The organism is Enterococcus sp. FSL R5-0957 (assembly GCF_038008005.1).
GTDB lineage: Bacteria > Bacillota > Bacilli > Lactobacillales > Enterococcaceae > Enterococcus_B > Enterococcus_B faecium.
The window spans coordinates 551452-575804 of sequence record NZ_JBBOYG010000001.1; the positions used below are offsets into that span (position 1 = coordinate 551452).

Consider the following 24353-nt stretch of genomic DNA (forward strand, 5'->3'; position numbering starts at 1 on the left):
AAGTTATATTTTTTCTTTTTATAAAATACACTTATTATAATTTTGTTTTTTATTGACAGTGAAAATAAATTAGGTAATACTTTAAGTAAGCGCTTTCTAATTTGTTACGGGAGGAATACACTTGTTAAAAAAACGTATAAAATACAGTGCGCTAATGATGAATCTCCTTATGCTCAGTACCCCGGTTTTAATTTCTGTCGTTGAAGTTGCTGCTAACGAACAACAGTCTGTGAACGAAGAAAATGCACACGTGAACACTGAAGGGATGTCAACAATGGAGGAAGTACCAAGAACTAGTGAAGATATGGATACGGAAGAAGGAAATGATCCTATGATGAAAGAATCAGAAAATGAAAAGACAAAAAAGCAATCTGAAGAAGCAAATGAAGAGTGGAAAGGGGTTGTTTTCGGAGAAAGCACAAGTGCTAGTAGGTATGCCATTGAACCATTAGAAGACGGCGTGCGGCTCTCTTCCACGAATAACGGCGGAAAATTCCAGTCAAGCGGATCAGATGGAATGACCTATTATTATCAAGCAATCCCTAAAGACATCAACTTTAGGATGTGGGCGACGATCGAAATAGAATCTTGGACCTATACGAATGCCCAAGAAGGATTTGCTTTAATGGTAAGAGACGCAGTACCAAAAGATCATTTGTTTGGGCAGGCATTTTATTCAAATCCATTTGCCATACTAGGCAGTCGGATCGAATATGTCTGGGACTCGGATAGACAAGAAGTGGTCAACACGAGCGGCAGCAAATATACGATGCGACTTGGATTGGGGACACGGGCAATCACAGGAATATCATATGAAGATCCGCAAGCTGCGCCAGCTCCTGGGAGTGTCTCAGTGGAAACAACACCTTTAGAGACTTCAGCAGGGTTCTTGGAAAAAGAAACAGGTTCTTATAATATATTCGGAAACGGTCATGGGAATCTGTTTCCGGCCACGAACTCGATTACTAAACTGGACGTAGAGATGAAAAAAACGAATACTGGTTTAGAGGCATATTATTACGATCCTGAAACAGGAGAAGAAATGGCTTCTGACATCATGTATGACTGGGAAAAATTATACGCTTCAGATGAATCGGTTATTTATGCAGGATTTGCTGCAGCAAGGAATATGACGATCAAGGTAGAAGGAATCGAAGTTGCTTACTCAGATCCTGCGACAGATCCTCCTGGGCAAGAAAGACCTACTCGCTTGATTGATCCGATTTACACTGTGACCTCTAGTAATCATTCAGGAAACCAAGATCATACTATGTCCTTTAGAGCAAATGCTGACGGATTATTGACAATTAAAAATAAAGCAACAGGAGAGTTGCTTAAGAACGCAAAAGACTTGGCTATCACTGCGAATCGGGAATTTGATTATCAGACAAAACTGATGGAAGGAACGAACGAATTTACTTTCAGTTTTACGCCAGATAAAAACTATCCGCCAGAAGAATACGTAGAGATGACTAGTTATGAAACAAAAGAGATTCTTCATACAGTGGACTACCGTAAACCTAAATATTCGACAGTTTATGTAACACCAGAAGGGTCAGATGCAGGAAACGGAAGCAGACAAAATCCATTATCTCTGACACAAGCATTGAGATACGCATATGCTGGGCAGACAATCGTCATGGCGCCTGGAACTTATTCCTTCGAAAGAGGATTGACGATTCCCAAAGGCGTTAACGGGACAAGAGAAAACCCAATTCAGTTGATTGCAGAGAAAAATCCAGAAAACAAGCGTCCTGTACTTGATTTTAAAGGAACTGGAAATGGGATGACACTGTTCAGTCACTACTGGGGTTTACGAGGGTTTGACATTACAAATAGTGCAGCTATGCAAAAAGGATTACAGATTTCTGGAAATCATAATTTGATCGAAGAGATTCATGCTTATCGGAATGGAAATACAGGAATCCAAATCAGCGGTAGCTCAAATGATCCTTTCGAAGCATGGCCCGCGCATAACTTAGTCAAGAACTGTACATCTTTTGAAAATGCCGATCCAGGATTTGAAGATGCCGATGGATTTGCGGCCAAACTGACAATAGGAGAAGGAAATGTATTTGACGGTTGTATCGCGTATCATAATGCAGATGACGGTTGGGACCTTTTTGCTAAAAATGAAACAGGTTCGATCGGAAAAGTAATCATCAAAAACTCAGTTGCTTATCGAAACGGCTGGGTACCGGGAATTGAGGGAGAAGGTAACGGTAATGGATTCAAAATGGGCGGTTCTTCTTTAACGGGCCCTCATGAATTGATCAATAGTTTGTCTTTCGAAAATCTTGCGAAAGGAATCGATTCCAATAGCGGAACAGATATTATCGTCTATAGCAGTACAAGTTTTAATAACGGTTCATATAATGTGGCTCTTTATACCTCTTCAGCAGGAAACACAGACTACCATGCTTCTGGTATCTTATCTTTCCGAACAGAGAATCTTGAGATGAGAGAGCAGATCCGCCCATTGAATCAAAACGAAGATCAAATCTACCACTCGTTGAACTACTATTGGAATGAACGAGAGAAACAATCAGAAAATACTCTTGGACATACCGTATCAAAAGATTGGATCGAGTCTCTAAATACATGTTCGAAAGAAGGTCAGCAGCCTGTTACGCGCTATGAAAATGGAAGTATCCATGTTCATGGACTGATGCAGATTAAACCGGGGAATCGTCAAACAGAAAAGGAAAGAGTGGATGGTCTTCCATTATCTGTAGGTGCTATTTTTGACGGAGAAACCTCACCGTCTTCGGAATATCCAGAGTATGCAATCGTACAAGAACCAAATCAGACAAAACCAAATGAACAAAATAATCCGATTATTATACAAGAAGCAAATGGTGTGGCGGAGAATGCAGAAGGAAATATCATTGAACTGAAGCCTTTTACAGTTTTTGTGTCAACTTTCACACCAAATCAAGGAACGCCTGTCTTTGAAGATATGCGTTATTTCCCAGAAAAGATCCAAATCGTTGAAACACAGTCAAGTGCTCAATTTTCTAATCATACCGCTATTTTTTCAGCACCTTCAAAAGGAGAATATACGCTAGAAGTCACTTATCGTTCGGAAATATTTGATGGGGAAAAAATGGTCTGCTCATACAGAATCTGTTACCCAGCAAAAAGCGATCACTGTGCGAGAAACTGCCGATGTGCCCCCGGGAAATGACAAACCAGAAAGAGAAAATCCAGGAAATGAATCGTCAAATGGAAAACCTTCTCATCCGGATAGGACAGCAAAAGAAAGTGAAAAAAATGGCACTCAAGGACTCCCAAAAACGGGAGAATTTAATAACCCGTTGCTAGCATTAGCTGGAGGAATTTTGTTAATCGGTGTAGTTGTTTATGTCATGAAACAGCGAAAAAAGTAAGTGGAATTTCTCCTTTTATGATGTAAAACAATTGACTGAGGAAAGTAAAAATAGAAGGAAATGAGACCAATAGATGTCTCACTTCCTTCTATCTTTTTATAGATTAGGTTCTCCTTGCTGCTTTTGATTGGCTGTTCTTATTACTTGATGCAGGACAGCTTTTTCACAATCTCTCCACTAAACGATGTTCAATCAGCTGACCCTCGGTATTAGCTCAACAAACGGCAAAATATGAGGAACTATTTTGCCGTTTTTTTCTCTAATACTCAGGTCAGGACGCTGATTTCACAACCTCTCGATAAACGGTGTTCAAAAGCCAGTTTCTCAGTAGTAAGTCAAATTTATGCAAAAATGTGGAAAGCTATTTTCACAAAATTTTTCTTACTACTTGAAACTAAGCGGCTTTTTCACAACCTCTGATACATGGTATTCCAGAAGTAACTTCTTCGAAAAATAAGCCGAAATGTCACAAAAATTTGAGAAGCAATTTTCCCCAATTCCTTCTTATTTCTTGAAGCTGACCACTTCTGGCACAACCTCTTACCAGATTCGCACTCTTTTTTCTGGCGCTAGATACATAGCGTCTTGTTCCGTGATACCAAATGTTTCATAGAATTCGTCAAGGTTTTTTGGTTGCACGTTTGCTCGGAGTTTAGCAGGGGCATGGACATCGATTTGCAGTAAAAGTTGTTGGTATTCTTTTTTTGCTTTTGTACGCCAAATCGTTGCCCAATTGACAAAGAATTCCTCGATAGAAAGATCTGATTCCGTTTTTGCTGCTTCCAATGCACAGCTTAGACCGCCTGCATCAGCAATATTTTCCGAAACGGTTAATTTTCCGTTTACTTTTCCGTCAGCAAAAGGCAGACCATCGAATTCTTCGATCATTGCTTGTGCTTTGTTTTGAAATTGTGTAAGATCTTCTTCTGTCCACCAGTTGTTCAAGTTGCCATATTCGTCAAATAAAGCGCCGTTATTATCAAATGCATGGGAAATCTCATGAGCGATAACAGCTCCGATTCCACCATAATTAGCAGAGCTTGATTGTTCTAGACTGTAAAATGGTGCTTGAAGGATCGCTGCCGGAAAGACGATCACATTCCGAAATGGATGATAATAAGCATTGACCGTGTCAGCACTCATTTCCCATTCTGAACGATCCACTGGTTTGTTCCATTTGCTGAAACGATCTTTTAATGTGAGTTTGCTGAAAACAAGAGTATTTGAAAGCAAAGTACCACCCTGATCTGCAGGTACTGTTTTGAACTGGTCGAATAATGCTGGGATCTTATCGGGGTAGCCTACTTGGATACCTAAGTTATTTAATTTTATGACGGCTTTTTCTTTTGTTGCATCCCCAAGCCAGTCATTTTCTTCTAGACGTTTTTTATAAACGGCAATCATTTTTTTCACCATTTGTTCTACGTCTTTTTTAGCAGCTTCGCCAAAATATTTTTTTCCGTAGTAATCGCCAACTACTTGATCGAATTGTCCAGAGGCAAGGTAATACGCTGCTTTTTTCTGAGGCATTGCTTCGTCTGTTCCAGACAATACGCGAGAATAGATTCCGCTGACTTGGCGGAATTCTTCTGATAGATAACCACTAAGAGAACGTACTGTTTTAATGATCATCCAGCTTTTGAATAACGGAAAATGAGCTTCTGTCAGGATGTCATTCAAATGATCGAAGTACACTGGATCAGTTACGATCACTTTATCTGGAGTTGTCCCAATCAAACCCGTGACAAGTTTTTTCAAGTCCAGTTTATCTGTGTATTGAATAAATGTATCAAAAGATTGCGGATTATACATTTTGCTGTAATCTGCGTTTTCTTCTGCACTTTTTACATGAGGAGCAATCAATTTATCAAATTGCACTGCTTGTTCCGTGATTGCTTCTGCCTGACTTTTTTCTTTGCCGGCAAGCTCTAATAACTGAACAGCCATATCAAAGAAAACGCCTATTAGTTGTGCACCGTTGGGATGGTCTGATGCATAATACGTCTTATCTGGAAGGAATAAAGAAGGCGGATAAGCAAAGAAGGCGTTCGTTTGCGCATTCTTCATATCTGCATCTATATCCAGATTAAATGGCAATGGTAATGTATCCAACAGCCATTCTGGAAATTGCTTATTCAATTCGTCGAAAGACTGCAATGATTCAACTTTTTCGATTATAGGTTGAAGTGGTTGAGCATGCAACTCATTTCTTCGGTCATAATCGTTTGCCAGTTGATAATATGCAAGGAAATGTTTCATTTTTTCTGAAGACACTTTTTCTGGATGGGCAAGCAGATCGTCTGTTTCTCCCATCAAAAGTTGGTCGATCCCGTCAACTAAATCTTGGAAACCGCCTGTAGCTGGTTTATCTGCAGGGATTTTTGCTGTTTTTTGCCATTCTTCATTGACTGCTTCATAGAAATCTTGTTTCAATCGTTCTTTGTTCATTCATCGATCGCTCCTTTTTTGTTTCGTGTGCCCATTATCTTACAAAATGAAGTAATTAACAAATAGAACATAAAAAATTGAAAATTCGAACAATCAAACTGATTTGTTTTTTTCAATCCTTCACTTATAATGAAAAAAAGGAGGCGATCCCAACTGAATCAAGTAGTGGATAAACCTTTATATTTCAAAGTAGATAAAAAAATTAAAAAATTAGCCAGCACTCAGCAGCTGCAGTCAAGAAAAAGTAAATTGCTTTTTTTAGCTCTGGTTTTTGAAGATCAAAGTTATGTGATTATCGATCAATCAGGACATCCGGTAGAATATTCTCCAGCAAAATATACTTATCAAGAGGGTCTTTCTTGTAAAAAATGGAAGCTGATCAATGAAGAGCCAATCGAGTTATCTAGATGGATCAACAGAAAAGAAGATATTCCCGCTTTGATCGAAGAAAAAAGGTCAGGAAAGGAACTCGCAAATTGCTGGGTGGGATTGCCAGAAGAACGTTTTTTGAGGTATAAGAAATGGGCTACCCCCTCAGGCTATCTTTGTGGTACTTACGCGGCAGCAGTTCTCCTTGCCTATTATCAAGACTATCGTAAGGGGTGGATGCTTCCAAATGAGATTCGCAAGAAAAATACGGCTGATTCGTTGGTTTTGACGAAGGCATTGCGTAGCCAGATCCAACCACTAGGACTTCCTACGATTCCTTTTCAGGTTAGTACAGGGATTTCTAGTTTTTTAAAGAAGAATGGCAATCATGAGCGTGCACGAGCAACTCTTCTAGGTTCATGGCAGCGAGCTACAAAACGTATACGTGAAGGCAAACCTGTGATGATTGGTATTTTGAAAGTACTTGGCAGTACATATGGCAATCATTGGGTGACAGCGTACGCTTATTTTGAAACTGAAACAGGAGAACGTTATTACAAAGTACACGACAACTGGGGCGATTATCATAAAGTCATTCCTGCCAGTTGGAGTAACGGAACAGTTTCACTTCCTTAAGAATTTGCTGAAATTAACAGAAAATCTTGGAAAAATATGTTAAACTATCGAAGAATAGAGAAGTTTTGGGGAGGACTACATGAGTAATAAGTATCAGGATGACACGTTGAAGATTTTTAGTTTGAATGGCAACCGTCCATTAGCTGAAAAAATCGCGAAAGTGTTCGGAACAGAATTAGGTAAAAGCGTCGTGAAGCAATTTAGTGATGGCGAGATTTCCATCAATATCGAAGAAAGTATTCGAGGGGATCATGTGTATATCGTTCAATCAACGAATGCACCTGTCAATGACTACTATATGGAACTACTGATCATGATCGATGCAATGAAGCGAGCAAGTGCGAAAACGATCAATGTCGTATTGCCTTACTATGGGTATGCTAGGCAAGACCGCACGGCGAAACCTCATGAACCGATCACTGCGAAATTGATCGCTAACTTGATCGAAGAAGCAGGGGCAACTCGAGTACTGACTTTAGATCTGCACACGGTTCAAGTACAAGGATTCTTTGATATTCCTGTAGATAATTTATTTACGATGCCGTTGTTTGCTCATTATTACCGTCAATTAGGTCTGACGGGAGATGACATCGTAGTTGTTTCGCCAAAAAACAGCGGTGTTCAGCGTGCACGTAGTCTTTCAGAATATTTGAACAGCACATTAGCCATCGTAGATCATGCAGATGATGCTTCAACTGAGGGTGGTTATGTGATCGGTGATGTTCAAGGAAAGACATGTATCATGGTAGATGATATCTTGAACACAGGAGCAACGTTTGCACGAGCAGCAAATGTATTAAAAGAAAACGGCGCAAAAGAAGTATATGCCTGTGCGTCACATGGATTATTGTCCGATCATGCGAAAAGTATTTTAGACAATGCACCAATCAAAGATATTTGTATCACTGATTCTGTTTTCACAGAAGAAAATCGTCATCCAGAAAACTTAACAATCGTTACATGTTCAGAATTAATGGGTGAAGCGGTCAAACGCATCCATGAAAATACACCGATGAGTCCGTTATTCCGTCTGGAAGAAAAAGAATTCGAATAAACAAAAAAAAGAGGGAAAGAAGTTGTGACAGAAGTGAGCAGCTTCAAGGAGCTGCGACAAGACTTTTGTCACAGCTCCTTTTTTCTATGCCCATGAAACGTCCTCTAGACAAAAATGAGCTCTTCTTTGGTTTGTTCGCTATTTTATGCTAGAATGTGCCTAGCAATAATTTGGAAGGGATGAATGAAGTGAAAACTATTTATCTGGATCATGCGGCAACTACCCCCATGCATCCACAAGTAATTGAAGCGATGACGGCAATCATGCAAGACACGTTTGGAAATCCTTCAAGCATACATGGATTTGGTCGCCACGCGCATGAAAAATTGGAAACAGCAAGACAAATCATTGCAGACAGTCTGCAAGCAAAACCTCACGAGATCATCTTTAACAGTGGGGGAACAGAAGGGGATAATACAGCTATCTTAGAAACAGCGTTCTCGCGTCAAAAAGAAGGCAGACATCTAATCACTACAGCTATCGAACATCCTGCTGTTCTTAATACCATGAAATATTTAGAGACAAAGGGGTTTGACGTTACATATCTGCCTGTAGATGAAAAAGGGAATCTGTCGATCGAAGAGGTCAAAAAAGCGTTACGAGAAGATACGATCTTGGTCTCTGTGATGTACGGGAACAATGAAATCGGAAATTTGATGCCAATCAAAGAAATCGGTGAACTTTTAGCGGATCATCCAGCTTATTTCCATACAGATGCGGTACAAGCGTACGGAAACCAAACGATCCATCCAGAAGAATTAGGAATCGATTTATTAAGTATCTCTGCTCATAAAATCAATGGGCCAAAAGGCGTCGGTTTCTTATATAAACGAGACGGAGTAAATATCCCTGCATTGCTTTTAGGCGGGGAGCAGGAAGAAAAGCGGCGTGCAGGTACAGAAAATTTAGCAGGGATCTGGGGTATGGCAAAAGCAGTTGAACTGCTGTCACCTGAAGAACGTGAAGCACGTAACAACAAATATAAAGGATTCCAGCAATTGATTCTTGATACATTAGAAGCAAACGAAATCCCTTATCAAGTAAATGGTGATTTAACGAATAAACTCCCTCATGTGTTGAATCTTCGCTTAATTGGCGAAGCAAATGATTTGCTACTGATGAAGCTTGATCTTAATGGGGTCGCTATTTCTACTGGTTCAGCTTGTACAGCAGGAAATATCGAGCCTTCACACGTATTAGAAGCAATGTATGGAGAAGATACACCGATACTAAAAGAATCCATCCGTATCAGCTTTGGTTTGGGAAATACCGAAGACGACATCCAGTATTTCCTTGATCAATTAGTTCGTGCTGTCAAAAAATAACTAGTGAAGTCATTCTTATATGAACAGATGTCTGAGAGAACGCCTTCATTTTTTAGGGAACTTAACTGAAAAACCTAGTAAAAATCAGGATAAACTTTTATAATAAAGAGAAACTAATTTTATCGAGGTGAAAATCATGGCATTTGAAACAACAGCAACGGTACTGGGCGCACCAATTAGCTATCGTTTGCATCCTGATGCAAAAAGATATACATTGCGCGATAATGGATTTACAGAAACAAACGGAGGCAATTATCAATTGATCCGACCATTAGATGCCACGCCGCAAAGCAAAGAAGGATTCAAATTAAAAATCACTGTATCAAAAGATATTCAAACATTGAAAATGTCGATCACTACAGCAAATGGATTGAAAGCAGTCAATATTTTCAAAGATCCAAAACAGAAAATGAGCCAAGATAAATTTTATTTTCTGATGGATGGGATGATTAGCCGTGGGTTATTCGAAAAAGTCGAATGATCTGTGGATATAAAAAGACAACTAGTTTTGAAACGGCCTATTGTTAGATGACTAACTTTGTAAGGACGACGCAAATTAGTTGTCTTTTTTATTTTTAAATTTAACACATGTTGTTATTTTTAATATTCGCGAATTGTAAAATTAAGTTAGAAAAATAAAAAGGCATTTATGGTACACTCAAATTGTATTTCCGACGAAAGAAAACAAAGGAGTGTAACCATAAATGACCTACAAACATCTTACCATAGACGAACTGACAATGATAGAATCATATTATCTTCAACATAATAAGCCGGTTGAAATCGCTAACCGAATGGGACGTGCTATACAAACTATTTATAATGTAGTCAATAAGTTCAAGCAAGGTAAGACTGCTCTTGATTATTGGCACCAGTATAAAGAAAATAAGAAAAAATGTGGTAGAAAAGTCATTCAATTACCTGCTCATGAAGTAGATTACATTAAAGAGAAAGTCACTCTTGGTTGGACGCCTGACGTCATTATCGGGCGAAAAGAAAGACCTGTTTCATGCGGTATGAGAACCCTTTATCGTTTATTTTCTAAAGGAATATTTGATATTGACACACTACCGATGAAAGGTAAAAGAAAACCCAATGGCCATCAGGAAAAACGGGGAAAACAACAGTATCAGCGCTCAATCCATGATCGACCTGATAATTATCCTGATTTCAATTCTGAGTTTGGTCACCTTGAAGGTGATACGATCGTTGGCATTCATCATAAAAGTGCCGTCATTACTTTAGTTGAAAGATTATCTAAAGTCATTATCACGATTAAACCCAACGGCCGTAAGGCATTAGATATTGAAACTGCCCTTAATCAATGGTTTTCTCGCTTCCCTAAAAACTTCTTTAAATCTATTACGTTTGACTGTGGAAAAGAATTTTCTAACTGGAAAGCCATTAGTAACCAACATGATATTGATATATATTTTGCGGACCCTGGAACACCTTCTCAACGCCCATTAAACGAGAATTCTAACGGGATTCTGCGTCGTAATGGACTGCCGAAATCAATGGATTTTAGAGAAGTGAATCAGACATTTATTTCCAGTGTCAGCAATCAACGTAATCATATTCCAAGAAAATCATTGAATTACAGAACACCAATCGAAATATTTTTGAGCTATGTACAAGAAGCATTTTATTCTAGCTTAATTTGACAAATCATATTTTGCTGATTTATTGTTTCTAAGTAAAGAAATTTAAATTGAAACGATTGTTATTTAGGGAAAAAGGTATTTTTTGAAAAAAGAATCCCGTATAATGATTGTTGTGCAAACGCTATACAAAATGAAAAAGAAAAGAGGGATGTTTATGGAAAATGAACAGTCGGTCGTTTTAACGAATTGGAAGAGAAATTATTTGTTCTTTTTATCGGGACAGTTTTTGTCAGGAATCACTAGTATGGTCGTCCAATATGCGATCATCTGGTATTTGACAAGAGAAACCGGTTCGGCGACAATTTTGAGTTTTGCTACTTTACTAGGAATGATCCCCATGGTTTTACTAAGCCCATTTGTAGGACCGCTAGTGGATCGCTGGGATAAAAAAGCTCTTTTGATTGTCACGGATATTATTGTAGCGATTTTCGCGCTTATTTTAGCAGTAGTCGGAACGATTTCAGAATCCTTCCCGATTTGGCTAGTTTTTGTGTCTTTGTTTATGCGTTCGGTCGCACAAACATTCCAAATGCCAACGATCCAGTCGATTATGCCGACAATCGTTCCATCTTCTCACATAACAAGGACGAATGGACAGTTAGGAATGGTCCAATCAGCGAATTTTATCATTGCGCCAGCTCTAGGTGCGGCTTTGTTTTCAGTCGTTCCTGTCAATTACCTTATTTTATTAGATGTATTGGGGGCAGTTTTTGGTGTCGGCTTATTGATTTTTGTGAAGATCCCAAAAGTTTCTCCTGAAATATTGGAAGTTCCGCTTACTATTTTTAAAGATGCAAAATTTGGGCTGCAACAATTGATGGATAACAAAGGGTTATGGTACATAACGATCAATGGTGCATTTGTGATGCTGTTGTTCATGCCAGCAATCAGTCTGTATCCATTGATGACGCTAGATTACTTTGGTGGTTCCGTTGGACAGGCGGGAGCAGTGGAAGTAGTCTACGCAGTCGGAATGCTCTTAGGCGGTGCACTGATCAGTTTATAGGAACATGGAAAGACCGAATGAAACCTATTATTATAGCCTACATCATTATGGGCCTGACGATTGGTGCAAGCGGATTGGTTCCAAACGATAGTCAAGGGTTCTTATACTTTCTTATCTTGAATGCAGGAGCAGGTTGTGCAACGCCATATTTCAATACACTGCTGATGGCAATGATCCAGCAGAGTTATGAATCGAATGTTTTAGGTCGTGTCTTAGGGAACTTCAACTCTTTGATGAACCTGGCAGGTCCAATTGGATTATTATTTGCAGGACCATTAGCTGATCGTTTAGGGGTAGAAAAAATGTTCTTGTTTTCTGGAATCGGGATTTTATTATGCGGAATCGTTTTATTTTTAACGTCAGCTGCTCGAAATTATGATAAAGAATTACAGAAAAAATTGGTAAAAGAACACCATGAGCAAAAAGACGAATAGTATGGAATGGAGTTGTGACAGAAGTCTTGTTACAACTCCATTTCTGATCCTAATGTTCCTGTGGCAATAAGCCTACTCAAATGAAAAATATGAGTAATTATCTTTATTTGTTTAATACTTGATATAGGGCAGTTTTTTCACGACCTATCGTACTTCCTCTTTGCTTCATAGATTTCTTTGATTTGTTGCTCAGATAACGGAGTGCCAAATGGTAGTTTTTCCTTTAAGAGTTCTCTTTCCGGTGCGTCTACGCCTACATTGACATCGTTCTCGATAGGTACGCTGTAATGATGGATATGTCCATGAAGATTGCGGATAGTGTCGTTAGGCCCGAGCAACATCGGATAATGAGTCAAGTAATATTGTTGATGGTCGAATTTAACGATGGCACCTACATCATAAAAATAAAATTTGGGACTTCCGTCAGTAAGCCTAGGATCATTTTTTTCTAAATAACGGAAAAAAGCGCGACTGTCATGGTTCCCTTTGATCAAGTGGATTGTTCCTTGCAGTTGAGTGACCAGTTCCAAAATTTCTGCATTTGCTTTTTCATATTGCGGATGCATAGCAAGGTCGCCTAGATGATAAACATGGTCGGTTTCTTTTATTACTGCATTCCAGCTAGTGATCAACTGTTGGTTCATTTCATCCACATTTGCAAAGAGCCGCGGAGCAAAGTCGTTTTTTCCTAATAAGCGTTCATGGAAAAAGTGCATATCACTGGTAAAGTAATTCATGTATCTTTTGCCTCCCTTTTTTCTTAGAGTAAACAAAATCACTTATCTGAGCAACTCATACCATCTAAAAAGAAAAGGTTGTAAATGAGACGTGCAGCTTTAAGCGATAAGAAGCAATTTTGAAAAATAGTTTTTCACAATTTACAAAATTATTCCTTATTGCCGAAAGGCTGGCCCTTTTTATGAGTATGCCAATTTTTTATATCGAATGCTCAAAAGATGAGTGATTTTTTGGTTGACTATCATGTTTGTGTACTGAATAGGTCCAGTAGAACAGTATTTTTACGACTTGATAATTAAGGGATGAAATTTTCAGAAATATGACGTATAATGTAAAATACTGAAAAGTTGCGACCTTCAACTCGTAGATGTTTCAGAATCTAATTGAAATGATGGTGATATCATGACAGACAACAGCAAAACACGCGTTGTCGTAGGGATGAGCGGCGGTGTCGACTCATCTGTAACAGCACTTTTGTTAAAGGAACAAGGATACGACGTGATCGGAATATTCATGAAAAATTGGGATGACACGGACGAAAACGGTGTATGCACGGCCACGGAAGATTATAAGGATGTAGCGAAAGTAGCTGCTCAAATCGGGATTCCTTATTACTCTGTGAATTTTGAAAAAGAATATTGGGATCGTGTATTTGAATATTTCCTAGCCGAATACCGCGCAGGACGTACACCTAACCCAGACGTGATGTGCAACAAAGAAATAAAATTCAAAGCATTCTTGGATTATGCAATGGATCTTGGCGCCGATTATGTAGCTACTGGACATTATGCGCAAGTCACTCGCGATGAAAACGGCGTGGTCCACATGTTTCGTGGAGTAGACAATAATAAAGATCAAACTTACTTCCTTAGCCAATTATCACAAGAACAGCTTTCAAAAACGATGTTCCCTCTAGGCGGCATGGAAAAATCAGAAGTACGGGCAATTGCTGAACGCGCAGGCCTTGCGACTGCTAAGAAAAAAGATTCAACGGGAATCTGCTTTATTGGTGAAAAGAACTTCAAACAATTTTTGAGCAACTATCTGCCAGCAAAAAAAGGAAATATGGTCACTCTTAATGGTGAAGTCAAAGGACAACATGCTGGCTTGATGTATTATACGATTGGTCAACGTCAAGGACTAGGGATCGGTGGCGGAGGAGATTCGCAAGAACCCTGGTTTGTTGTAGGAAAAGATCTAGCGACAAACACATTATATGTGGGGCAAGGGTTCCATCATCCTGCCTTGTATGCCACAAGCTTGGATGCAAGTGAAATCCACTTTACGACGAATGAACCAATGCCAAAAGAATTCAAGTGTACAGCGAAATTCCGTTATCGTCAGCAAGACGTTCCTGTGACAGTTCGCTTATTGGATGATAATCGTGCAGAAGTCGTATTCGACGAACCTGTACGTGCAATCACTCCTGGACAAGCAGTTGTATTTTATGATGGAATGGAATGTCTGGGTGGTGGTTTGATCGACCACGCATATCAAGAAACAAAAGTTTTACAATACGTTTAAGCGATATTAAATGAATCAAAACAGCTATGGCTAACAAAAGAAACACCTTTTCTTTTGGATAGCATAGCTGTTTTTTTGCAATAAAATTAATTTTATTCATTTTATACTTGAAATACTTGTGTAAAAAGTTCATAATATCCAATAATATGAATAAAGTTGCTTTTTGTTAAGCAAGAGCAGTTGCAAAATAGAAGGGAATCTTTTGCAAGTGATTTGTTCAATTTTATAAGTGAGGGTGAAGGAAATGGAAAAGAAATCGACGGGTATTAGCAAATGGGGACTGGTTGCTCTGGTTGTCAGTTCGTCAATCGGAAGCGGTGTGTTTGGGATCACAAGTGATCTGGCTAGTTCTGCAGCTCCAGGGCCAGCGATCCTTTCATGGATAATCGTTGGGATTGGTATTTTAGCTTTGGTATTATCGCTGAATCATTTAGGAGAAAAACGTCCAGATCTAGATGGTGGTATTTTCGGTTACGCGGAAGCTTCATTTGGTAAATTAGGTGGCTTCATCAGTGGTTGGGGTTACTGGTTGTCTGCGTGGCTGGGAAATGTTGCTTTTGCAACGATGCTGATGAGCGCCATGGGAGAATTTTTCCCGATATTCAAAGGTGGACAAAATGTTCCTTCTATTTTATTTGCAAGTATTTTTATTTGGGGTCTGACTTTATTAGTAAACAATGGAGTTGAAGGAGCGAGCGTCATCAATACAATCGTGACGATCTGTAAATTAGTGCCATTATTCCTATTTTTAATATTTGTATTTATCGCATTTAAAGTGAATATATTCACTGCTGATTTTTGGGGTAACGTATCTGATAATCTAGTGAATGGAACAGGGCAGCAAGGAACGATCTGGTTGCAGATTAAAGGTTGTTTGATGGTTATGATGTGGGTCTTTGTAGGGATCGAAGGCGCAAGTGTTTTAGCCAACCGCGCGAAGAAACGTTCAGAAGCCCAGCAAGCATCGATCATTGGTCTGCTTTGTTTATTGTTTATCTATATCCTTGCTTCGATCTTGCCATACGGCGTCTTATCTCAAGAAGAGTTAGCAACTATTTCACAACCTGCTATGGCAAATATTTTAAAAGGAATCGTGGGAAATTGGGGAGCAGCGCTGATCAATATCGGCTTGATTATTTCGATCATTGGTTCTTGGTTGTCTTGGACGATGCTCCCAGCAGAAACAACGATGTTGATGGCTCGAGACGGTCTGTTGCCGAAAGGTTGGGGAAAAACGAATAAAAAAAATGCCCCAACTTATTCGTTAGTTGTTACTGCAATCTTGACTAATCTATTCTTATTGACTTTCTTAGTTACTGATTATGCCTATCAATTTGCCTATTCTTTATGTACAGCGGCAATTTTGATTTGTTATCTACTTGTCGGGATCTATCAAGTCCAGTTTTCTTTAAAAGAAGGAATCAAAAAACAAGTAGTGATCGGTGGGATTGCTGTAGTTTTTGAATTGATGGGCATCATTTTAGCAGGATTTTCTTATGTCCTTTTATGTAGTATTGCCTATCTTCCTGGTTTTTGCTTCTACTGGATCGCTTGTCGTGAAACCAAACATCAAATTACGGGAAAAGAAAAAGTAATGATTGGGCTGATTTGTGTGGCCGCACTGCTTTCAATCGGGTTGCTTGCTGTAGGCTGGATCAAGATATAAGGGGGAAAGAAACATGAAAATCGCAAATTTCGGTGTAGAAGAATGGCTAAATAAATGGGAAAAGAAAGCGGTATATGATATTGCACAAAGCTCGATCGAAGCATTGACATTAGACGAACTCGTTGGCTTAGATGGGACTAGCGTAAGTGAATTTTTCGAAAAACGCAAAAACGAACCATTGGACTATGGCTGGATCGAAGGATCAGATGTTTTCAAACAAGAAGTCGCTTCTCTTTATCAAACCGTCGATCCGGAAAACATCTTACAAACGAATGGAGCGACTGGTGCTAATCTTTTAGCTCTATACGCGTTAGTGGAAGCAGGAGACCATGTTGTTTCGATGCTTCCTACTTATCAGCAATTATATGACATCCCCAAATCTTTAGGTGCCGCTGTTGACTTTGTTCATTTGAAGGAAGAAGAAGATTGGCAGTTTGATTTAGAACAGCTAGAAGCCTTAGTCAAACCTGAAACAAAAATTATCTGTTTGAATAGTGCAAACAATCCTACAGGCACATTGCTAGATCGGAAAACTTTAGAAAAAATCGCAGAAATTGCTCGTACAGTAGATGCATATGTATTGATAGATGAAGTATATGCGCCTTTAACGGATAAAGGTGAATTCTTGTCGATCGTAGATGTCTATGAGAAAGGTATAGCAACCAATTCCTTATCCAAGACCTACTCCATTCCAGGTATTCGTATTGGCTGGACAGCTACTGGACCTGAGTTGGCAGAAGTTTTTCGAAAGTATCGAGACTACACGATGATTTGCGGCGGAGTCCTGTCAGATGATCTTGCTGTACATGCATTGAAGAATAAAGAAAAAATATTGGAGCGAAACAAAAAGATCATTACAGAGAACCTTATGATTTTAAAACAATGGGTAGCCAATGAACCGAAAGTTGAACTTGTCGCTCCCAATTACGTCTCTACTTCTTTCATTAAATTAGCCATCGAAGAAGATGACCAGACATTTTGTATCAATTTATTAGAAGAAACAGGAGTACTATTAGTACCAGGAAGTGCCTTTGATTTACCGAAGCATGCCCGACTAGGTTACTGTTGTAAAAAAGAAACCTTGGAAAAGGGATTATTCCTCTTATCTGAGTTCTTGAAAAAACAGGCCTAAACAAAAACACTGCAAGGACAGTCTGTGATAACTGTTCAAGCAGTGTTTTTCATTTACGCTTATTGTCTATGAGAAGGAGAGTGCCCTGAAGATATGGAGACTCCTGAAGCTTTTTCTTCTGCAGTTTCTTGCTGATGGATCTCTTGTGTATTGTGTCGTACAAGCAAGAAGTTGACCAAAACAAGAAGAGAAGTCGAAAGAAAAACGCCACGATAACCAAATGCACTGGAAACACTGGAGCCGATCATAGGCCCTACTACGTTACCAGTTGCTTGGAAAGATTGGTTATAACTGAAGATCCGTCCAGCAGCTTGATGAGGCGAATATTTTGTGATCAATGCTTGGACAGCAGGGAGCAGACAAGCATCAGAGATACCAATCAAAAAACGTAAGGCAGCTAATTGCCAAACATTCGTGACGAATGCCATTGGGATATAAACCAGAATCGCAAAACCCAAACCAATCGCAAGTATTCTTTCACTCCCAATCTTGTCACCTAAGCGACCAAATCTTGGAGCGGCTATCAAAGTGGCAATCCCAGGTATCGAAGCGATGATTCCGCTGATCAACGTAACATTCCCATGTCCATGCAGCAATTGACGAATGTACAGACTGATGATTGGACTAATGGAATTGTTGGATGCTTGGATGATCATCGTTGTGACGAACATACCGATGACGACGTGTGGATATTTCAAGTCTTTGAAAATCTGTTTGGCAGAAACCATGTTTTCTTTTTTCACTGGGACAAATTTTTCATGGACGAAAAACAGACTCAACAAGAAGACGAAAAATAAGATGATCCCTGTAATGAAAAAGGTAGGGCGATAGCCAAACGCTGAAGCAGAGATCCCGCCAAGAAGCGGTCCAAGTAATGTTCCTGTAACAGAACCAGTTGCTAAGGTTCCAAGAACTTGACCACTTTTTTCTTTTGGCGTCCCAGTTGCGACAAGGGCAGTGGCATTACTGATATAACCAGAAAAAATCCCTTGAAGCAGACGCAATGCGACTAATTGATACACACTAGTCACGCAACCCATCAAAGAAATGACGATTGCCATTCCTAATGAAGCACGCAACAGCATCAATTTTCTTCCTTTTTGGTCGGCTAATTTTCCCCACCAAGGAGAGATCAGCGTAGTCACCAAGAAAGTAGATGAAAAAGTCAATCCGCTCCAAAAGTTCAATTGTGACGTACTATAATTACCTAACGTATCTATGTAAAGTGACATAAAAGGCATGACTAAACTAAATCCGATACCAGCCATAAATGTTCCAAACCATAAGACAAACAAGTTTTGTTCCCAAGTTTCTCTTTTCCTAAATAATTTTTCCTTTATTCTTACAGCCAATTAGACTCCTTCTTTCTGAAAATTTTCATCTACAGCTCTTTATTATAAACTACAATATGTAGTTTATCAATGAAAGTCTCTTTTTTCTCTTTCTTTTTCGTGGTAAACTGAAAGAGTGAAGGATTTATTTTATGAGAGGAAACATGGAAATGAAAAAAAGAAATCTGTCTCAAGAGAAAATCATCGACTGCTTTCGAGAACTAGCAGAAGAGATGGATGTTCAGCAAATAACCTTTCAGCATTTAGCGAAACGCTTGGATATCAAGGCTCCCTCGCTGTATAACCATTTCAAAAATATTCGTGATGTCAAAACAGCGCTAACAGCGAAACTTCTGCAGGAACTTAATGACCAGCTGCGTCGGGCTCTTGTGGGAAAAAGTGGTCAGGAAGCACTGCAGATCTATGCAGAAACTTATCGATCCTTTGCTTTTTCAAATCAAGCAGTGTATGAGTTACTGATCAGTGTACCGCATACCAATGAAGCTGTTTTATTAGATGGAATCCATGAAACGAATCAGATCATTTTGCAGATATTTGAGGCTTTTCAATTAACGAAAGAAGAAAAAGTTCATCGAAGCAGGGAACTTCGTAGTATGATCCACGGTTATCTTTCCTTACGTTTTTTAGGATACTTTACAAAAGAACCAACAATCGATCCAGAAGACAGCTATTTTTGGATGATCAATGACTTTATCGCTACTTTGCCTTAAACAATCAGATTCATTTGTAACAATTTTAAGATGTTCATTAAATGACCCTTTTATAAGAGAAAATTCTTGCAACTTTCTTGAAAAGTGACTAAGATGAGTCTAGAAAAGCTGAAAGAAGGAGCACGAGTATGTATCAAGTAATTACCATGTTCGGGGACAATGAGCCTTGGTGGTTTTTTGAAGACTGGGAAGAAGATATTGAAGCAGAAGAAACATTCGAGTCTTTCGAAGAAGCACGACAAGCGTACGAAAAACAATGGAACGAAATCCATCAAAATTATGAATATATCAATGCAAAAAGTAACTTTCTCAGCGCCTTTTGGAATGACGGAGATGAGCGCTGGTGTGAAGAGTGTGACGATGATTTACAGCAATACAAAGGACTTGCGTTGTTGAAAAATCATCAGCCCATCACAGTAGAAAGCGGAAAGGAATTTTATGAAACAACTATTTCTAGCGGAAAAACCAAGCGTTGCGAAAGACCTAAGCAAGGTGCTTGGTGCTAATCAAAAGCACAAAAATTATTATGAAGGACCCAAGGTGATCGTTACTTGGGCCCTTGGTCATTTATTAGGATTGAAAATGCCGGAAGATCTGAATAAGGAATGGCAGAGCTGGCAAATGGACACGTTGCCAATGATCCCTAAAAATCTAGGAATCAAACCACTTCCTAAAACAGGACATCAATTAAAAGCAATCAAGCAGCTGGCTCAGCGAAAAGATGTCTCAGAAGCAGTCATTGCGACAGATGCCGGAAGAGAAGGGGAACTTGTTGCTCGCTGGATCTTAGAGTATGTGCATTTCAATAAACCAGTGAAGCGGTTATGGATCTCTTCTCAAACAGATAAAGCAATCAAAACTGGATTCAAGCAACTAAGACCTGCGAAAGAATATGATGCATTGTATGAATCTGCTCTTGCCCGGGCAAAAGCGGACTGGCTGGTAGGATTGAATGTGACCAGAGCCTTAACTGTGAAGTACGCGGATAATTTATCAGCAGGCCGTGTGCAGACACCGACACTAGCATTAGTGAGAGACCAAGAAAAGAAAATCGAGCAGTTCCGTCCACAAACGTATTTCACGATCACGTTGCAAGCTAGAAAAGAACAAGCCAAAATGCTTCAAAAAAATCAATTTGCTTTAAAAACACAAGAAGAAGCACAAAAACTTGTTCAATTGATCAGTACAAGCAAAGGAACTGTCACAGAAGTCCAAGAAAAATTAAAAACGGAATCTGCGCCATTGCCTTATGATTTAACAGAGATCCAAAGAGAAGCCAATCAACGCTATGGCTATTCTGCAAAGAAAACATTAAGTCTTGTACAAAGTTTGTATGAGACCCATAAGATCGTTACTTATCCGCGTACAGACAGCAAATATCTGACAAATGACATGAAAAGTACGATGAAAGAACGATTGCAAGCAGTCAGCGACTTTGCTCCTGAGGTCAAGCAGTATTTGAAAAACGGAGCCATCGTCCAACAGACAAAAGTATTCCAAGACAGTAAAGTGACCGATCACCATGCACTTTTGCCAACTGAAAACAGAGCACGTTATGAAAAATTAAGTAATGAAGAGCAAAAAATCTATCAAATGATTGTCTCTCGTTTTTTAGGACTGTTTGCTCAACCCCATAAAGTCAGCCAAACAAAAGTTACGGTTGAATTTGGTAAAGAACGATTCATTTTTCGGCAAAATCGTGTCGTCCAAGCAGGATGGAAAGGCGAAACTGAAACTGAGACGGAAACAGTCAAATGGGAAAAAGGAATGAGAATCAATCCCGATTTCGCCATCAAAAAAGAACTATCTGCACCGCCTAAACCATTGTCAGAAGCAAGCTTGCTTGGTCAAATGGAAAAATACAGTCTGGGAACCCCAGCTACGCGTGCAGAGATTATCGAGAAACTAATCAAATCTGAACTGATGGAACGTACCCCTCAAGGACTGCAAGTATCTCCTAAAGGTAAGCAATTATTAGTATTGGTAAATCCCTCTTTAGTAACACCAGATTTGACAGAAAGCTGGGAAAAAGACCTTGAAGCTATTGCTGCAGGAAAGAAACAAGCAGGAACCTTCTTGAATGGAATCGAAAAAGAAACAAAACGCTTGGTGAATGAGATCAAATCAAGCAAACAAGAATATCAAGATTTCTCGATTACCCAAAAGAAATGCCCAGAATGTGGGGCCAATCTGCGCGAGAAAAACACACGTGACGGCAAAATCTATGTCTGCACCAATTCAGATTGCAACTACCGCAGAAGAAAAGATCCAAAAGTCTCTAATCATCGATGCCCGCAATGTCACCGGCAAATGGAAATCATCGAAGGTAAAAACGGTGCTTATTTCCGTTGTAAATACGATGGAACGACAGAAAAAATGCTTGATAAAAAAGAGCAGAAGAAGAAAATGACCAAACATGAAGAACGACGCTTGCTGAAAAAATATGCACAAGCAGAAGAACCAGAAGAAAGCCCATTAGCAGCAGCACTAAAAGCAGCAATGAAGAAGTAATAAGATATGAAAGAGGTTGTGATAGAAGTGGTCAGCTTCAAGAAATAAGAAGGAATTTACGAAAATTGCTTCTCAAATTTTTGTGAAATTTCGGCTTATTTCCGAAGAAGCTACTTCTGGAACACCAATTATTCGGAAAAAAGGACTGTGACAAGACTTTTGTCACAGTCCTTTTTCATTTATGATTTGTCAAATTAAGCTAGAATAAAATGCTTCTTGTACATAGCTCAAAAATATTTCGATTGGTGTTCTGTAATTCAATGATTTTCTTGGAATATGATTACGTTGATTGCTGACACTGGAAATAAATGTCTGATTCACTTCTCTAAAATCCATTGATTTCGGCAGTCCATTACGACGCAGAATCCCGTTAGAATTCTCGTTTAATGGGCGTTGAGAAGGTGTTCCAGGGTCCGCAAAATATATATCAATATCATGTTGGTTACTAATGGCTTTCCAGTTAGAAAATTCTTTTCCACAGTCAAACGTAATAGATTTAAAGAAGTTTTTAGGGAAGCGAGAAAACCATTGATTAAGGGCAGTTTCAATATCTAATGCCTTACGGCCGTTGGGTTTAATCGTGATAATGACTTTAGATAATCTTTCAACTAAAGTAATGACGGCACTTTTATGATGAATGCCAACGATCGTATCACCTTCAAGGTGACCAAACTCAGAATTGAAATCAGGATAATTATCAGGTCGATCATGGATTGAGCGCTGATACTGTTGTTTTCCCCGTTTTTCCTGATGGCCATTGGGTTTTCTTTTACCTTTCATCGGTAGTGTGTCAATATCAAATATTCCTTTAGAAAATAAACGATAAAGTGTTCTCATACCGCATGAAACAGGTCTTTCTTTTCGCCCGATAATGACGTCAGGCGTCCAACCAAGAGTGACTTTCTCTTTAATGTAATCTACTTCATGAGCAGGTAATTGAATGACTTTTCTACCACATTTTTTCTTTATACTGGTGCCAATAATCAAGAGCAGTCTTACCTTGCTTGAACTTATTGACTACATTATAAATAGTTTGTATAGCACGTCCCATTCGGTTAGCGATTTCAACCGGCTTATTATGTTGAAGATAATATGATTCTATCATTGTCAGTTCGTCTATGGTAAGATGTTTGTAGGTCATTTATGGTTACACTCCTTTGTTTTCTTTCGTCGGAAATACAATTTGAGTGTACCATAAATGCCTTTTTATTTTTCTAACTTAATTTTACAATTCGCGATTTAAAAAAATGTTTACTTCATTTGACGTATATTATTGGTGAGGCTTCAATTCATTTGGCTTCACTTTTTCTGTTTCTCTTATGATATAAACAGGACGCTGTTTCGTTTCTAAGAAGATTTTCCCGATATATTTCCCGATGATTCCAAGACATAACAATTGGATTCCACCAATGAACAGGAAGATCGAGACCATGGAAGGCCATCCTGATGTAGGATCACCAAACAACAATGCCCGCAAAATAATGAACAAAATTGCAATACCAGAACCGACACAAGACAAAGCGCCGATAAATGAAGCAATCGTTAACGGTGCATCCGAGAAGTTCACGATACCATCAATCGAGTAGTTGAATAATTTCCAGAAGGACCAAGATGTTTCGCCAGCCACACGTTCGCGGTTTTCATAAGAAATATATTCTGTTTTAAATCCGACCCAGCTAAATAATCCTTTTGAAAATCGGTTGTATTCTGTTAATTCTAGGACGGCATCCACCATTTGACGAGTCATCAAGCGGAAATCACGAGCGCCATCGACCATTTCTGTATCGCTGATTTTATTGATCAACTGGTAGAATTTTTTCGCAAGGAAACTGCGTATCGCAGGCTCGCCTTCACGAGTCGAACGCCGGGTGCCGACACAATCGATATCAGAAGTAGTGATCCGGTTGATCATCTCAGGAAGCAGTTCGGGCGGATCTTGCAGATCAACATCCATCACGGTCACTAAATCTCCTGTAGAAGCTTGCAATCCAGCGTACAGAGCCGCTTCTTTCCCAAAATTTCTGGAAAATGAGACAAAGCGGACATAAGGATAAGCTGAGGCTAGCTTCTTGATTGCTGCTAACGTACAGTCTTTTGATCCGTCGTCAATAAACAAATATTCGAACTCATGGGCACCTTTGAATTTTTCAACCTCATCAAAAAAAAGAGGAACAGTTTTTTCTTCATTAAAACATGGGACAACAATTGATACTTTCATCGTTTCTATCCTTTCAATCGTATGTTTATATATGGTTTACATTCAAAATTTTAATAAACCTTAAATAACACCTTTAAAATTTGATTTTACGTAAAAGAACAGGTATTCTTTTTGTAAACTAACGTATTTAGTTTACCATGTTTCCTCGGTTTATCAAACTTTTAAGAACAATTTTTA

Annotated in this window: 15 protein-coding genes and 3 pseudogenes; 13 read left to right on the forward strand and 5 right to left on the reverse strand. The window is 39.0% G+C overall.

Annotation, left to right across the window (positions count from 1 at the left end):
• Positions 1-121: 121 nt before the first annotated feature.
• A pseudogene (locus MKX69_RS02655) lies at positions 122-3389 on the forward strand (right-handed parallel beta-helix repeat-containing protein).
• A 540-nt stretch (positions 3390-3929) separates the two neighbouring features.
• On the opposite strand, the gene MKX69_RS02660 reads toward MKX69_RS02655, so the two are convergent.
• Entirely contained in the window at positions 3930-5837 is a 1908-nt protein-coding gene (locus MKX69_RS02660) for a M13 family metallopeptidase (protein WP_341008665.1), read from the reverse strand.
• 129 nt (positions 5838-5966) lie between these two features.
• Between MKX69_RS02660 and MKX69_RS02665 the strand changes: the two genes are divergently transcribed.
• The 6 genes and pseudogenes from MKX69_RS02665 to efmA all read left to right on the forward strand — a co-directional run bounded on the left by MKX69_RS02665 (position 5967) and on the right by efmA (position 12325).
• Positions 5967-6842 (forward strand): hypothetical protein, encoded by an 876-nt coding sequence (locus tag MKX69_RS02665; RefSeq protein WP_002331654.1) that lies wholly within the window; start codon positions 5967-5969, stop codon positions 6840-6842.
• Positions 6843-6921: 79 nt separating this feature from the next.
• Positions 6922-7896, forward strand: coding sequence for a ribose-phosphate diphosphokinase (locus tag MKX69_RS02670; RefSeq protein WP_341008668.1), 975 nt, complete (start codon positions 6922-6924; stop codon positions 7894-7896).
• A 179-nt stretch (positions 7897-8075) separates the two neighbouring features.
• Positions 8076-9221: a cysteine desulfurase family protein gene (locus MKX69_RS02675; protein ID WP_002295158.1), complete on the forward strand. Its 1146-nt coding sequence runs from the start codon at positions 8076-8078 to the stop codon at positions 9219-9221.
• A 136-nt stretch (positions 9222-9357) separates the two neighbouring features.
• Positions 9358-9702 (forward strand): DUF1831 domain-containing protein, encoded by a 345-nt coding sequence (locus tag MKX69_RS02680; protein ID WP_002286736.1) that lies wholly within the window; start codon positions 9358-9360, stop codon positions 9700-9702.
• 223 nt (positions 9703-9925) lie between these two features.
• A complete protein-coding gene (locus MKX69_RS02685; protein WP_002293280.1) occupies positions 9926-10885 on the forward strand; it encodes an IS30-like element IS6770 family transposase in 960 nt (319 codons plus the stop codon).
• A gap of 154 nt (positions 10886-11039) precedes the next feature.
• Positions 11040-12325 (forward strand): annotated as a pseudogene (gene efmA / locus MKX69_RS02690) (multidrug efflux MFS transporter EfmA).
• Between the two features lie 137 nt (positions 12326-12462).
• On the opposite strand, the gene MKX69_RS02695 reads toward efmA, so the two are convergent.
• A complete protein-coding gene (locus MKX69_RS02695; protein WP_002291205.1) occupies positions 12463-13062 on the reverse strand; it encodes a metallophosphoesterase in 600 nt (199 codons plus the stop codon).
• A 403-nt stretch (positions 13063-13465) separates the two neighbouring features.
• Between MKX69_RS02695 and mnmA the strand changes: the two genes are divergently transcribed.
• The 3 genes from mnmA to MKX69_RS02710 all read left to right on the forward strand — a co-directional run bounded on the left by mnmA (position 13466) and on the right by MKX69_RS02710 (position 17385).
• Positions 13466-14587, forward strand: a complete 1122-nt coding sequence (mnmA, locus tag MKX69_RS02700; RefSeq protein WP_341008672.1) for a tRNA 2-thiouridine(34) synthase MnmA — start codon at positions 13466-13468, stop codon at positions 14585-14587.
• Between the two features lie 244 nt (positions 14588-14831).
• Positions 14832-16253 carry an arginine-ornithine antiporter gene (gene arcD, locus MKX69_RS02705; RefSeq protein WP_002286721.1) on the forward strand — a complete coding sequence of 474 codons (1422 nt, stop codon included), beginning with the start codon at positions 14832-14834 and terminating at the stop codon, positions 16251-16253.
• A gap of 13 nt (positions 16254-16266) precedes the next feature.
• On the forward strand, positions 16267-17385 hold the full coding sequence (locus MKX69_RS02710; RefSeq protein WP_010718309.1) for an aminotransferase: 1119 nt from the start codon (positions 16267-16269) through the stop codon (positions 17383-17385).
• Between the two features lie 59 nt (positions 17386-17444).
• Here the strand turns inward: MKX69_RS02710 and MKX69_RS02715 are convergent, their stop codons facing one another.
• A complete protein-coding gene (locus tag MKX69_RS02715) occupies positions 17445-18737 on the reverse strand; it encodes a multidrug efflux MFS transporter (RefSeq protein WP_086324505.1) in 1293 nt (430 codons plus the stop codon).
• Positions 18738-18886: 149 nt separating this feature from the next.
• Here MKX69_RS02715 and MKX69_RS02720 point away from each other — a divergent pair, with 149 nt between their 5' ends.
• From MKX69_RS02720 to MKX69_RS02730, 3 genes are all read left to right on the forward strand, one after another.
• A complete protein-coding gene (locus MKX69_RS02720; protein ID WP_002323745.1) occupies positions 18887-19447 on the forward strand; it encodes a TetR/AcrR family transcriptional regulator in 561 nt (186 codons plus the stop codon).
• 128 nt (positions 19448-19575) lie between these two features.
• Positions 19576-19953, forward strand: coding sequence for a DUF1033 family protein (locus MKX69_RS02725; RefSeq protein ID WP_341008676.1), 378 nt, complete (start codon positions 19576-19578; stop codon positions 19951-19953).
• Positions 19886-21958 (forward strand): DNA topoisomerase III, encoded by a 2073-nt coding sequence (locus tag MKX69_RS02730; protein WP_341008678.1) that lies wholly within the window; start codon positions 19886-19888, stop codon positions 21956-21958. The genes MKX69_RS02725 and MKX69_RS02730 overlap by 68 nt, the downstream gene beginning before the upstream one ends.
• 189 nt (positions 21959-22147) lie before the next feature.
• Here the strand turns inward: MKX69_RS02730 and MKX69_RS02735 are convergent.
• A pseudogene (locus MKX69_RS02735) lies at positions 22148-23099 on the reverse strand (IS30-like element IS6770 family transposase).
• 129 nt (positions 23100-23228) lie between these two features.
• Entirely contained in the window at positions 23229-24176 is a 948-nt protein-coding gene (locus tag MKX69_RS02740; protein WP_341008681.1) for a glycosyltransferase family 2 protein, read from the reverse strand.
• Positions 24177-24353 lie beyond the last annotated feature (177 nt).